Annotated in this window: 15 protein-coding genes; 14 read left to right on the forward strand and 1 reads right to left on the reverse strand. The window is 42.1% G+C overall.

Annotated elements, in window-relative coordinates:
• The 13 genes from B1K71_RS01325 (at position 1) to B1K71_RS01385 (ending at position 10,767) form a co-directional block, all read left to right on the forward strand.
• Entirely contained in the window at positions 1-900 is a 900-nt protein-coding gene (locus B1K71_RS01325) for a LysR family transcriptional regulator (protein ID WP_077324224.1), read from the forward strand.
• A gap of 6 nt (positions 901-906) precedes the next feature.
• Entirely contained in the window at positions 907-1,308 is a 402-nt protein-coding gene (locus tag B1K71_RS01330; RefSeq protein ID WP_077324225.1) for a VOC family protein, read from the forward strand.
• Between the two features lie 320 nt (positions 1,309-1,628).
• Entirely contained in the window at positions 1,629-2,222 is a 594-nt protein-coding gene (locus tag B1K71_RS01335) for a histidine phosphatase family protein (protein ID WP_077324226.1), read from the forward strand.
• Positions 2,223-2,302: 80 nt separating this feature from the next.
• On the forward strand, positions 2,303-2,665 hold the full coding sequence (locus B1K71_RS01340) for a VOC family protein (RefSeq protein ID WP_077324227.1): 363 nt from the start codon (positions 2,303-2,305) through the stop codon (positions 2,663-2,665).
• Between the two features lie 64 nt (positions 2,666-2,729).
• Positions 2,730-4,022 carry a S41 family peptidase gene (locus B1K71_RS01345; protein ID WP_077324228.1) on the forward strand — a complete coding sequence of 431 codons (1,293 nt, stop codon included), beginning with the start codon at positions 2,730-2,732 and terminating at the stop codon, positions 4,020-4,022.
• Positions 4,022-4,429 carry an NUDIX hydrolase gene (locus tag B1K71_RS01350; RefSeq protein WP_077324592.1) on the forward strand — a complete coding sequence of 136 codons (408 nt, stop codon included), beginning with the start codon at positions 4,022-4,024 and terminating at the stop codon, positions 4,427-4,429. The genes B1K71_RS01345 and B1K71_RS01350 overlap by 1 nt, the downstream gene beginning before the upstream one ends.
• 18 nt (positions 4,430-4,447) lie before the next feature.
• Positions 4,448-4,984 carry a GNAT family N-acetyltransferase gene (locus tag B1K71_RS01355; protein WP_077324229.1) on the forward strand — a complete coding sequence of 179 codons (537 nt, stop codon included), beginning with the start codon at positions 4,448-4,450 and terminating at the stop codon, positions 4,982-4,984.
• A gap of 25 nt (positions 4,985-5,009) precedes the next feature.
• Positions 5,010-5,354 carry a VOC family protein gene (locus B1K71_RS01360; protein WP_077324230.1) on the forward strand — a complete coding sequence of 115 codons (345 nt, stop codon included), beginning with the start codon at positions 5,010-5,012 and terminating at the stop codon, positions 5,352-5,354.
• 121 nt (positions 5,355-5,475) lie between these two features.
• Positions 5,476-5,853: a helix-hairpin-helix domain-containing protein gene (locus tag B1K71_RS01365; protein WP_342742102.1), complete on the forward strand. Its 378-nt coding sequence runs from the start codon at positions 5,476-5,478 to the stop codon at positions 5,851-5,853.
• 278 nt (positions 5,854-6,131) lie between these two features.
• Positions 6,132-6,815 (forward strand): response regulator transcription factor, encoded by a 684-nt coding sequence (locus tag B1K71_RS01370; RefSeq protein WP_175631793.1) that lies wholly within the window; start codon positions 6,132-6,134, stop codon positions 6,813-6,815.
• A gap of 37 nt (positions 6,816-6,852) precedes the next feature.
• Positions 6,853-7,887: a sensor histidine kinase gene (locus B1K71_RS01375; protein ID WP_077324231.1), complete on the forward strand. Its 1,035-nt coding sequence runs from the start codon at positions 6,853-6,855 to the stop codon at positions 7,885-7,887.
• A 176-nt stretch (positions 7,888-8,063) separates the two neighbouring features.
• Complete coding sequence (locus tag B1K71_RS01380) at positions 8,064-8,849, forward strand: ABC transporter ATP-binding protein (protein ID WP_077324232.1); 786 nt, start codon at positions 8,064-8,066, stop codon at positions 8,847-8,849.
• Positions 8,833-10,767 carry an ABC transporter permease gene (locus B1K71_RS01385; protein ID WP_245799122.1) on the forward strand — a complete coding sequence of 645 codons (1,935 nt, stop codon included), beginning with the start codon at positions 8,833-8,835 and terminating at the stop codon, positions 10,765-10,767. Before B1K71_RS01380 ends, B1K71_RS01385 begins: the two co-directional genes overlap by 17 nt.
• A gap of 416 nt (positions 10,768-11,183) precedes the next feature.
• Here B1K71_RS01385 and B1K71_RS01390 read toward each other — a convergent pair whose 3' ends face one another.
• A complete protein-coding gene (locus tag B1K71_RS01390) occupies positions 11,184-11,762 on the reverse strand; it encodes a LysE family translocator (RefSeq protein ID WP_077324233.1) in 579 nt (192 codons plus the stop codon).
• 132 nt (positions 11,763-11,894) lie between these two features.
• On the opposite strand from B1K71_RS01390, the gene B1K71_RS01395 reads away from it, so the two are divergent.
• Complete coding sequence (locus tag B1K71_RS01395) at positions 11,895-12,791, forward strand: LysR family transcriptional regulator (RefSeq protein WP_077324234.1); 897 nt, start codon at positions 11,895-11,897, stop codon at positions 12,789-12,791.
• Positions 12,792-12,840 lie beyond the last annotated feature (49 nt).

The following is a 12,840-nucleotide window of genomic DNA, read 5'->3' on the forward strand; positions in this document are numbered from 1 at the left end:
GTGGATCAGCATTTAAGTGTGTTTGTAACAGTTGCGGAAAAGAAGAATTTTTCCAGGGCGGCTGAGGAACTGCATATGACGCAGCCCGCGGTAAGCCAGTATATCCGGATGTTTGAAGAGAGTGTTGGAACACGGCTTCTGGAACGAACGAATAAATATGTACGTTTAAACAAAGCAGGCGAAGTTGTCTATCATCATGCAAAAGAGATATTAGGGCTTTATACGAACATGCAAACGCTTGTCGATGATCTTATGAATAAGGCGAATGGACCGCTGTCGATTGGAGCAAGTTATACTTTTGGAGAGTATGTATTGCCTCAAATCATTGCCAAATTGCGTAAATTTTACCCAAACATTGAACCGGAAGTTACCATAGCGAATACGTCAGTAATTGCCGAACAGGTGTCGGCACATCAATTGGATATCGGCATCGTCGAGGGGCATTTTAAGGATCAGCAGCTAAGGAAAGAAGTGTTTGCAGCGGATCATATGTATGTGGTCACATCACCGGAACATACCCTTGCCAGGAAAAAAATACCTGTGAATATAGCGGAATTGGAACAGGAAACATGGATTGTTCGGGAAAGTGGATCTGGAACAAGGGAAGCAACGGAAAATATGTTTCGGAGTATCGGTATTTCCCCGGCAATGCGCATGACATTCAGCAGTACACAACCAATTAAAGGAACGGTAGAAGCGGGGCTTGGTGTTTCCCTGTTGTCCCAATGGGCTATCCAAAAAGATGTAAGAAATGGCAGCCTGGTAATCTTGAATGTTGAGGGGCTTCCTTTCAAACGGGAATTTTCATTCATTACGAAATCACCGTTTCAAACAAAGGCATTGGAAGTTTTTATTGATCTGCTATGGAATGATAAAATGGAAGCAACGATGAAGGAGTGACTTTTAATGAAAAAACTTGTTCCACATTTGCGAATTGAAAATTGCAAGGAAGAAATTGAATATTATCAGCGGGTATTCGGTGGTGAAATAAAAAACACACAGTTAGCTGATGGCATAGAAATGTTTAAAGGTCATGAAGGTAAATACATCCATGCCGAACTGCATATTAATGAAAACTGTATCCTATATATGGCAGATGTATTTGGGGATCAAACCATTCAGGGAACAGACATTTTGCTTGGACCGGATCTTGATGCAGAAGAGGAGATTGAAAAAGTTTACAATGAACTTGCTAAAGACGGTGAGGTTAAAATGGAACTGCAGGATACCTTCTGGGGTGCCAAGCATGCAATTGTCAAAGATAGGAACGGAATCAGCTGGGAATTGAATTATACAAAACCGTCCTGATGCCGGGCATCAGGGTGGAACTTTTGGAAAGTTGGTTTGAAAATGGCGATTGTGAACTTTATCATTCCAATTGTGAACTTTAGCACTTTACTTTTGAAGTTTAGCGTTTAATGTGTAAACTTTAGCGAAATCATTGTGAACTTTATCACTTCAGCAAAATTTAACACCCATTCGCTGCATCCAATTTAATTATGTTTTATAGAAAAAATGGACCATTCGCCTTTGCCAATGGTCCAATATTGTTCTTGAATTTTTTAGCATCACCATGTCTGAAAATTATGTTATTATGAAACTACCGGTTGATAGAGGAGAGATGTTTTATGATTAAACTCGGTTTTGTACGCCATGGAATTACACCGTGGAATATCGAAGGCAGAGCGCAAGGAAGTTCGGATATTCCACTGGCTGAACAGGGATTGCAGGAGGCACGGTTACTTGCGGTGCGGCCAGAGATTCGTAATTGGGATATCGTTTATTCCAGTGATCTGTTGCGGGCAAAGCAAACGGCGGAAATTATCGTGGATAAAATCGAAGTACCACTGCATTTGGATCCAAGACTTCGTGAAAGAGGCGGCGGCCTTATTGAAGGAACCACAGAGGAAGAACGGGTGAAAAAATGGGGTCCGAACTGGCGTGAGCTGGATATGGGATTTGAAACGAATGAAAATATTATTTCCAGGGGGATGTCTTTCATAGAAGAAATTAGTGATAAACATGTGGATAAAAGGGTGTTGGTTGTCAGCCATGGCGCCTTCATAAAACGTCTGTTAAACGCTCTCATGCCGGATTCAGACATGGATGAATCCTTAAAGAATACTTCACTTACTTCGCTGACAAGAAGTATGAACGTCTGGAATTGCAGTTTGTATAATTGTACTGCACATTTGGCAAAGCATGATTCACTTAAGCTTTAACACATGAAGACATCATATAACTTGCAATTAAAAAGTGTTCCATGAGGATTAAGTTAATATAGAAAAAAGGAGACTTTGATATGATTCTTGGTCTGCATCACGCTCAAATTACTATTCCGAAAGGTTCTGAAAAAGAAGGAAGAAACTTTTATTGTGGGGTGCTGGAATTGCCTGAAATAGAAAAGCCTGAATCACTGCAAGGACGCGGCGGGTTTTGGCTGCAGGTTGGAGACAAGCAGCTGCACGTTGGGACTGAAGATGATGTTGATCGGTCTAAAACAAAAGCACACATCGCCTACCAGGTGGAGGATTTATCTTACTGGCAGGATCAGTTAAAGCAAAATGGAATTACGATATATGATTCCGTTCCGATTCCCGGATTTGAACGTTTTGAATTTCGGGATCCATTTGGCAACAGGGTGGAAATGATACAGGAAATGTAGATATTCCATTTTTATTTGTCCAAATTTCGTATGGGAAATTATTATTCAGGTTAGGGGTTGCGTGATGTACACGAAGATATTCGATGAAGTTGTCAGCATCCTGCATGAAGATTATGCCGGCTGCATTGATAAAAAGGGTTGGGATGATCCGGATTTTTTTCGTAATAAAATAAACCAGGTTGCTGCACAGGACACTTTGAATGATGAAAAATTTGTGGAAATCGTCAGGGATTACCTGCTGGACTTTAAAGATTTACATATGAGCTTCAGGAATAGCATGAATTCCGAGACAACCAACGCAACGTATGCTGGATTTAAGGTAAGAAGGCATAGGGATTTACTTTACGTTGTTTCAAGTGAAAAGGAAAGCAGGGTAAAGCCTGGCTATGTGATTTCCGAACTGGATGGAAAGCGAGTTGCAGAGTTGGTCAATGTTCATAAAAGACAATTGATGGAGACAAAGGCAAAGAGAGAAAATTGGGGAGCGGTTCTTTCCGAATACAAATATGCCAAGGTGAATGATAGGTCAGGGAATACTTTTACACTTGAATTAGCGGCATACGAAAAAGAGCCCTTCGTACCGGAATATTCGTTGCATGCGTTATCTGAAAGCACCTTGTTTATGAAATTGACGGACTTCACCAATCATAATGAAATTTCCAGGCTTATTCAGGAAAATACCGGCCTTTTATCAGATAGGAAAAACTTAATAATTGATGTTCGGGTAAATAAAGGCGGGGATGACCTTGCCTATTTTGACCTGCTGCCGTTTCTGTTTGATGGAGAAGTGATCGATTTGAAGCGTTTTGATGAAGGAAAAATGCTTACAAACTGTACTTACCGAAATGTTGAGTTAAGAAAAAGGATGTTTCATAATCTAATAGCCTCAGTGGACGATAATGCAACCAAAAGCCAGGTCAATGCCTTTATGAAACAGTTGGACGAAAATAAAGGAAAAGGATTTGTTGAGCTGGGCTCCGCGGGAATGGATGAAAGTTTTCTATTAAAGACGCGCTCCGGTCCTGATCGGGTAATTATTCTGACAGATGTTTATTGTGGAAGTTCCGGCGACTCGTTTGTGGAGGTATGCAAAAACTCCGGAAAAGTTACGGTAATCGGCAGGCCGACGTTAGGTTTGAATGATTATGCCAACCTTGCTGTTATGGAATGGGAGAACAAATTTGAACTATGGTACCCTACATCAAAATTATCGATTGTGGATGAAGGCAAAGGAATGAGTGGTGTTGGAATCCAGCCGGATATCTATATACCTTGGAATCCGGGACATATTGACAAGGATGCGGATTTGGAAAAAGCATTTGAATTAATAGATGACAAAATTGGAGGTAGAACATGATGACACCACCGAAGCATATTGTTTCAGCAGCAACGATTATTTTAAATGATCAAAATGAATTGTTACTGATAAAAGGACCTCGCCGGGGATGGGAAATGCCTGGGGGACAGGTGGAAGAAGGTGAATCTCTGAAAGATGCGGCAATCCGCGAGACAAAAGAGGAGTGCGGTGTGGATGTGGAGATTACCAAGTTCTGCGGTGTCTATCAAAATGTCACAAAGTCTATTTGTAATACTTTATTCTTAGGAAAGCCGGTGGGCGGAGAACCAGTTTCGACTGGGGAGGCATTGGAGGCAGGCTATTTCCCGCTCGAAAAAGCACTTGACATGGTTACCTGGAAAACCTTCAGGCAGCGGATTGAACATTGTTTAGATGAAGATGTACAGCCGTTTTATGTGGAATTTTAACGATTGGGGGAAAGTTAGATGAAATTATTAGAAGGAAATAAAATTAAACTTGCAAGATTCAAAGAAGAGGATCTGAATGTTATGGAACAGTGGTATCAGGACGAGGAGTTTATGCATTTAATGGATGCTTCTCCCGCATTCCCAAAAACAGAAGAAGAGCTGAAGGAATGGTATGTTAAAAAGCATAAAGAATATGGCGACTATTTGTTTTCTGTAAGGGTGCTGGAATCAGGTGATTTGATAGGATTTGTTGCTTTGGACTCCATTGATTGGGCAAACCGTAATGCATGGCTGGCACTTGGGATAGGTGATAAAGCAAATTGGAACAAAGGATATGGTCAAGAAATTCTCAGACTTGCACTTGCATTTGCATTCAGCGAACTTAATCTGAACCGGATTCAGCTGACAGTATTTGAAAATAATAAGCGTGCCATCGCAGCTTATGAAAAATGCGGATTCAGACATGAAGGCGGACATAGAGAATATCTGCTAAGGAATGGCAAGCCGGAAGACATGCTCCTATTTGGTATTTTGCGGAGAGAGTGGGAAATATAAATCATTTTTGAAAAGAGGTTGTTAAATGGGTAAAGTGGTTGGTTTCGAAATCAACAGTCAGGATCCGAAAAAGGCAGCAAAATTCTATGCCGATGTATTTGGATGGAAGGTTTCCGAGCCAAAGTGGGAATTCTGGCCGGTATCGATGGAAGAAGGCAGGGGCATCAGTGGCGGAATAAGCAAAGGCCCCAGTGACTATCCACACGGAACACGTATCCAAATAGAGGTTGATTCCATTGATGGTACAATCTCCAACGCAAAAGCACATGGAGCCTTAGTCGTCCGTGAAAAAATGGAATTTGACACATTTTTCCTTGCATATTTGGTTGATCCGACCGGGGTTGGTTTCGGGCTTATTGAAAACAAGTAAATTGTTAAAGGGGTTTGATTACCATGACCAATCCAAAATTGCCATTGACACCTGATGAAAAGGCGGAGTTGAGAAAAGCAAAATTAATTTAAGCGAGATACATAGTCAAAGCACCGGGCAATTGGCTGAAATATTGAGTGTCCCGTATGAAAGAGCAAAGGAACTAAAAGGACTGGCTGAATTTCAGCTGGTCCCTTCCATCGGTCATAAACTGGCTGAGAAACTAATTTATCAATTACAGATTTTCTCACTGGAAGAGGTGAAGGACAAGCAGGGAGCGGAATTGCTAAATGATTTGGAGCAACGCTTGGGCGTGTGGACTGATAGTTGTGTGGAAGATCAACTCCGCTGTGTTGTAGCTTTTGCGAATAATCCGGAATCGGATAGACAGTGGTTTGACTTTACGGATGAAAGAAAGAGGTACCGGGAAAAGTGGGTTATCCGGATGACAGACCGAATAAGGCATGGTATGAAAGGAAGAGAATTCGAAATGAATTAATTTAAGAAAATTACTGTAGAAAACGGAATTCGTGTTGTTCTGCTATCGGCTAGATTGTAGAATAAGGGGAGATTTTTAATGAAAGATGATAAAGAGTATTTAGTTGTTAATGTTAGACCAGAAAATTATAAAGTACTTGATATCAGGTCTAAATAACCATTGGCCTTTCAAGACAATAAGTATTCGGGTTCAATGATCCTTAATGAGGAATAATTCTTTGTTACCTCAAATTATTTTATTTACAACAGTCAAATTTGCGACACTAGGAGGCCGGATCGATGAAGATAAACATATTTGTTGTTGAAGATGATGATGCTTTGTTTGCTGCGTTGAAGAAAGGTCTAGAGGCTTGGTCGTTCCGAGTCACGAGACCAGATGATTTTGAAGGTGTGATGCATTCATTTCTTGAACAACAGCCTCAACTCGTCATCATGGATGTCATACTCCCGAAATTTGACGGTTTTCATTGGTCTCGTGAGATTCGCGCTGTATCCAAAGTACCCATTGTTTTCCTTTCCTCCCGCGATCACCCAATGGATATGGTCATGGCGCTGAACATGGGGGCGGATGACTTCATCCAGAAGCCGTTTCATACAGACGTGCTTTATGCCAAAATTCAAGCCATTATCCGGAGGACATATGCTTATGGCGAAGAGCAATCGAATATTCTTGAATGGAACGGCGCCTTAATTGATTTGAATCGAGGTGTAATTCGAAACGCTGGGCAAGAAGTCGATTTAACAAAAAACGAATTTTTTATACTGATCACGCTCGTGAGATCGAACAATGTCATTATCTCTCGCCATGACTTGATGCGAAAGCTGTGGGAGGACGAGCAGTTCGTGAACGACAATACCCTCACGGCGAATATAACCCGTTTGCGGCAGAAGCTGGAGACGATCGATTTGGCAGACACTATTGTGACAAAAAAAGGGCTGGGCTATATGGCCATCACTTTATAGAGATTATGAACATGTACTGATAGGGGGAAACCATGCCATGTTTATCCGTTACGTTGTTGCAAGGAAAAGCTGGATTTTATTGTTTGCCGGCTTGCTCGGCTTAGCCAATGCTCTGATCCTGCTTGATCAAGGCATCCAGGTCACATCTACTTCTCTCCTTTATTTTAATGCCTTATTTATTCTGTCCTTTCTCCTGTTTTTTATATGGCGTTTCAAAAGAGAGACAAAATATGCCGCCGCGTTGGCTGCTCTGCTGGAAGACATGGACTTAGACTGGATTGAGACACTTCCTGAGCCTGGGGACGGCCTAGATCAGATGACCAACGACCTCTTACGGGAGGCCTCCCTTCAGTTCAAACGAAAGCTTTCTGACTATAAAGAAACTCAACTGATCGAGAATGAATTCACGGCCTCGTGGATCCATGAGGTGAAGACTCCTCTCACCGCCATGAAGCTAATCCTGGACGCCCGGCCAAGTGATCCGGAAATACGTAAAATTGAAGTGGAATGGTTGCGGGTGTATTTGTTGGTCGACCGTAAGCTGCATATGACACGTCTGACCGCGATCGAATCAGACTATGATCTTGAATTGACCTCCATACAGCGCCTTGCCGCGGAAGAAGTACGGGAGCTGGCGCCATGGTGTATGGAAAAAAATCTGGCAGTCAGTATCGAAGGAACGGATGTAAAGACCATTACAGACCGAAAATGGTGCCGCTTCATCCTTCGGCAACTGTTGACGAATGCCGTGAAATATAATCCTGCGAATACGGCACTTATGATTGTGACGGATGTAACGGAGACAGGTCAAGTCTTTTTGGATGTCATCGATGAAGGCCCGGGAATACAGCCGCACGAATTGCCGCGTATCTTTGACAAAGGCTTCACGGGCAAAAACGGCAGGATTCAAAACGCAGCGACCGGACTTGGGCTCTATCTTGCAAAAACCGTTGCAGATAAATTAGGAATTACCCTCAAAGCGCAACCCGGTCAAACGAAAGGTACGGTGATGCGAATGATCTTTGTCGATCCCAACGCATTCGAAGCTGTCCGAAGAGGGGCGAGCGAGTAATATCCAGCTATGAAGCAGTCAGGATTGCTCCTGGCTGTTTTTTGGTGTGGAATAGTAAACCTGACAATATTGTCACGTTGTCTTGCCAGATTGTCATGTAAAACGTACGACAAGCGGAAAATCCAACCGTATAATAAAGCTATCATCAAGCAACAATTATGATTTGGAGGTGCGTTATGGATCAGTTGAATGTAGGAGAAACCGTTTTACAAGCACGAAATGTCCGCAAAACATTTGGTACCAAAGGAAATGCACAGCATGTATTAAAAGGAATAGATTTACGCGTCACCCGCAGTGAATTTGTTGGCATTATGGGCCCTTCCGGCTCAGGCAAGACGACATTGCTTAACGTCTTAGCCACGATTGATCATACTACGGACGGAACGGTTTTAATCGATGACGCAGATATCTCCAAGCTGAGTAATACCGCACTTTCCGCCTTTCGGCGCAACAAGCTGGGATTCATCTTCCAGGATTACAATCTACTGGACACGTTGACAGTGAAGGAAAATATACTGTTGCCTATCTCCTTTAGCAAAATGAGCAAACGGAAAGCGGAAAGCGAGTTCACAGCCATCGCCGATGTGCTTGACATTAAAGCACTGTCGCACAAATATCCGCATGAAATATCAGGAGGCCAGAAACAACGGACAACTGCCGGGCGCGCTTTGATCCACCAGCCTTCGATCGTGTTTGCGGACGAACCGACCGGTGCACTGGATTCCAAATCCGCTTCCTCGTTACTGGACGTGGTGGAGAAGGTGAATCAGCAGCGAGGCGTCACCGTTGTCATGGTGACCCATGATCCGGTAGCCTCCAGCTATTGCAGCCGTGTTGTGTTTTTAAGAGACGGGAAGATTTATTCCGAGCTGTACCGCGGCGATAAAACAAGACATGCCTTCTTTAATGAAATTATGGACGTGCAAGCTGTACTGGGGGGTGACCATGTTGACGGTTTTTAAATTAGCGCTTCGCAGCATGCGGCAAAATGTGAAGCATTATTATTTGTACTTCTTTGCGCTGATCTTTAGTATGAGCCTGTATTTTGTCTTCACCTCACTACAGCACAATCAGGCAGTTCAGAATATGACACATCCGAGCGTTGACTTCTCTGCCGGGTTTCAAATTGCGGGAGTCATGCTGATTGTGATCGTTGGGATCTTTACCGTCTCGGCCAACGGCATTTTCCTGCGTCGGCGCAGTCGAGAAATCGGACTATATCAGCTGATTGGTCTTTCCAAAGGCTGGATAGCCCGATATCTAATGATCGAGAATATACTGCTTGGATTAGGTGCACTACTTGCTGCGATCATTTGCGGCGCGTTGATTTCAAGGCTGTTTGTCCTGATTTTGTTGAATCTGCTCGGCTTAGAAGGGATTGTCGACATCAGTTTCTCCGTACCAGCGGCTTTTAAAACGTTGATGGTCTATCTTCTCATCATCGTCATCACTTCCATTCAGATGATGCTGATGGTTTACCGCAGCACCCTTCTGAATCTGTTTCAAGCTGAAAAGCGGCCTGACCTCGCTAAGCCGCCCAAAGCGGTGGCACCTGCTATTTTCGCCCTGCTCGGTCTGGCGCTGATTGGATACGGCTATGAATTATCGGGTCATATCAATGAACAGTTCTTCCTCAACGCACCATTGGTGCTCGGGTCCATCGTTGCAGGGACTTACTTATTGTTTCGCGTTACGATCAGATGGTGCTTTTACTGGTTCCGAAAACGTAAAGATGGACATCTAGGCTTAACAAACAGCCTGTCGATGGCTCCGCTGATGCACCATACGAAAGCAAATGCCAACTCACTTACCTTGATTACGGTGTTGTCGGCCATGGCAATCACGCTGATTTCCATGGCCTACTCCTCCTACTACTCAGCAGAGCAAGAGAGCCGCCGCGATCTCCCTTATGATTTTATGTTTGAAAACGAGCGGCAGGAGGCGCTGTCGTTCAAGATGGAGTTGGAGAAGGAAGGCATCGATGTTAATCACCACGACGTTCAAGCGGTTCTGACGATGGGCATCATCCTTGATCCGAATGACGAATCCCGCAAGTTTGAAGAAAGTTTGTTATGGCTTCCGGCCGAACAGCTTAAACAAACAGGCGCAGACCTCAACGTGCCGTCAGATGGCGAAGCCATTTTGTACGATGCTGGAGCCTCACTTGCCGGGGACTTAGATGAGCAGTCGAAGCAATATCCGACCGAAATAAAGCTGAAGCAGCATGGACAGACCGTTATGTATACATTGAGGACATTGAAGGAAAGGAACATCATGAATTTAAATGCTCCCGGCAAACAGCTGCTAGTGAAAGAAGCGACGATGGACAAAATCGCAGAACAAATGGCCGGTACGCCCGGTTATAAAAAAATTCGCTTTGATACGTTTCAAGTACCGGACAAGGAAGAGCTCGCCATAGCTTCCTCTCTATACAACGCAAAATACATCAGTGGCGAACGATTAACGTATGATTTTTATACGCATTACAAAGAAATGCTGCAGACAACAGGCTTGCTCATTTTCATCGCAGCTTTCCTTGGACTTGTCTTTTTGATCTCAACCGGCAGCATCTTGTACTTCAAGCAAATGACTGAAGCCGAGCAGGAAAAGCAAAGCTTTAAGACGTTGCGCCAGCTCGGATTTGACGTGGATATGATCATGAAAGGCATTATACGAAAGCAGGCCATCGTGTTCCTTCTCCCTCTATCGATCGGCATGCTGCATTCGATCTTTGCTATTAAGGCGGCTTCATTTATGATCCGGTCGGACATCACGTTTCCGGTATCCATCGTCATGGCGATTTACACGGTTATCTATTTTGTATTCGCTCTGTTTACCATAGGCTACTACCGCAACATTGTAAAAAATGCTATGTCATAACCATCACTTAAAGGGGGATAAGCTATATGGTTACCGCCAACATTTCGGACATTTTGTACGCTAAGCATATTTCCAACCTAAAAAAATGTGAGAACCGGAAACGGATTTTATTTATCGGATTATCTGGAACGGAAAAAGTTTTTGCGGATTAGTATTTCTAGGGCGCATCCAGAACAAATAGACAGGGGGGTCGAATAATCATTGAGGAAGCGAGTCGAGGAAGCCAATGGTAGAAATGGGAATAGGAGTTCGTTAACACTTTATGTGAAAGCAACTTCTAACTAATTGGTTTGTGGTATAGTCATATATATCTGAAGGCCGATGTGATACTAGCTAATATTTGAAAATGATTGTTCAAGAATTGGACGCATTCCTGGAGTAATGCGCCTTTTTGAAATTTATAAATGATTAAGTAGCTAAAGAAAAATTGTTACCGCAGAGTAAACCAACAAGCCACTCATGATTATTCGAAATGCCTTGTCATGTTTAGCAAGAAAGTTTTTTAGGATTGAGCCGAAACCTGACCATAATAATAACGCTGACCACCCTAGCAAAATGGTTAATGTTAAATAAAATATGATGGATTTAATAGAATTATTAAACGGTAAAATAAAAGCACTCATTACTGTTAAAAAGAACAAAATGCTTTTGATATTTATGATCTGTATAGTAAAACCTGCAAGAAAAGAGGATTCCAAGTCAATGGAATTCCTTTTTGAGCTTTTACGAATACCTACTTGCCAAGCTAAATAAAACAAATATGCTGCACCCGCAATTTTAAAATATGGCTCTAAAACAGGAATCCAATTGTATAGACCTGTTGTAAATACCCCACTAGCGATCCCAAGTACGGCAAACCCTATTAAAATGCCGCCACTGAACCTCCATGCACCCATAAAGCCAAATCTTTGGGCTTCGTTCAACATTAAGATGTTACTGGGTCCAGGTGTAATTGATGTAATAATGACATATGAAAGAAACGCTAGTATACTCATATCATTCACTTTCCTCCCATTTACTTTCTACCAGTTTTTATTGTATGATAATATTGATCATAAATAAAATTGAAATAACAAAAAGCATTATCATTTTTTTCGATATATCACAAAAATTTAAGGAGAAATGGTATGGAAATCAGACACCTTATAACGTTTCAGACCATTGTAGAATTAGGAAGTTATACAGGGGCAGCTTCGAAGTTAGGTTATACTCAATCTACTATAACCACTCACATCCAGGCTCTCGAACATGATATTGGCGGGGCACTATTTACTTTTGTAAAAAGGAATTTGCAGCTTACTCATTTAGGTCGAGAATTAATTCCCTTAGCAGAAGATCTAATCTCTACGCATGAGCAAATTAAAAATATGCAAAGCGCCCATGAAGTAAAGGGAGTACTAAGGGTGGCTGCACCGGAGTCTTTAACCATCTCTAAATTAGGTCCAATAATAAGGGAATATTCTTTAAAGTATCCACACGTCAGGTTTATATTAACCAATGGTACATGTGGGCAAAACCAAACGGACTTGTTAAGTGGACGAGTTGATGTTGCCTTAATGTTGTATCCGGAAATAAATCTGGAAAAATGCATTCATTATTCTTTAGGTGAAGAGAAAATCGTTCTTGTAAGCAGTAATGACGGTCCAGATCATTTTGATGAATATAAGAAAAATACTACCCAAAAATTTTATATAACAAATGAAGAAGGGTGTAGTTATCGGACAATGTTTGAAAGATATCTTTTAAAGCATGACATTCACAACTTTCAAACCATGGAGTTGTGGAGTATAGAAGCTATCAAACAAACGGTTATGAGTGGCATTGGGTTTGCTGCTTTACCTTATATGACAGTAAAAGAAGAAGTAGAAAGAGGAAAGTTAAAAATTCTAAGGTATTCTGAAAAATTCGATCCCATTTATTCTCATATGCTGGTGAAAAAGAAAAAATGGTTGTCACCTGCGGTTGAAGCTTTTGTTGAACAAGTATTAAATTCAATTTGTGAATCTAATAAAGGAGTGTCTTAAGGAAGGACAACGGTACAACTATTTTAGTGGTTAGTCTTCCGGAATACGA

Origin of the sequence: Virgibacillus siamensis, assembly GCF_900162695.1 — a bacterium.
GTDB classification, from domain to species: domain Bacteria; phylum Bacillota; class Bacilli; order Bacillales; family Amphibacillaceae; genus Lentibacillus; species Lentibacillus siamensis_A.

What these genes read in the sequence shown, in the direction of transcription:
- B1K71_RS01340 (WP_077324227.1), top strand. Translation starts at nt 2,303, where the DNA reads ATGATTCTTGGTCTGCATCACGCTCAAATTACTATTCCGAAAGGTTCT.
- B1K71_RS01385 (WP_245799122.1), top strand. Translation starts at nt 8,833, where the DNA reads ATGTTGACGGTTTTTAAATTAGCGCTTCGCAGCATGCGGCAAAATGTG.
- B1K71_RS01380 (WP_077324232.1), top strand. Translation starts at nt 8,064, where the DNA reads ATGGATCAGTTGAATGTAGGAGAAACCGTTTTACAAGCACGAAATGTC.
- B1K71_RS01360 (WP_077324230.1), top strand. Translation starts at nt 5,010, where the DNA reads ATGGGTAAAGTGGTTGGTTTCGAAATCAACAGTCAGGATCCGAAAAAG.
- B1K71_RS01350 (WP_077324592.1), top strand. Translation starts at nt 4,022, where the DNA reads ATGACACCACCGAAGCATATTGTTTCAGCAGCAACGATTATTTTAAAT.
- B1K71_RS01390 (WP_077324233.1), bottom strand. Translation starts at nt 11,762, where the DNA reads ATGAGTATACTAGCGTTTCTTTCATATGTCATTATTACATCAATTACA.
- B1K71_RS01345 (WP_077324228.1), top strand. Translation starts at nt 2,730, where the DNA reads ATGTACACGAAGATATTCGATGAAGTTGTCAGCATCCTGCATGAAGAT.
- B1K71_RS01395 (WP_077324234.1), top strand. Translation starts at nt 11,895, where the DNA reads ATGGAAATCAGACACCTTATAACGTTTCAGACCATTGTAGAATTAGGA.
- B1K71_RS01335 (WP_077324226.1), top strand. Translation starts at nt 1,629, where the DNA reads ATGATTAAACTCGGTTTTGTACGCCATGGAATTACACCGTGGAATATC.
- B1K71_RS01330 (WP_077324225.1), top strand. Translation starts at nt 907, where the DNA reads ATGAAAAAACTTGTTCCACATTTGCGAATTGAAAATTGCAAGGAAGAA.
- B1K71_RS01375 (WP_077324231.1), top strand. Translation starts at nt 6,853, where the DNA reads ATGTTTATCCGTTACGTTGTTGCAAGGAAAAGCTGGATTTTATTGTTT.
- B1K71_RS01370 (WP_175631793.1), top strand. Translation starts at nt 6,132, where the DNA reads ATGAAGATAAACATATTTGTTGTTGAAGATGATGATGCTTTGTTTGCT.
- B1K71_RS01355 (WP_077324229.1), top strand. Translation starts at nt 4,448, where the DNA reads ATGAAATTATTAGAAGGAAATAAAATTAAACTTGCAAGATTCAAAGAA.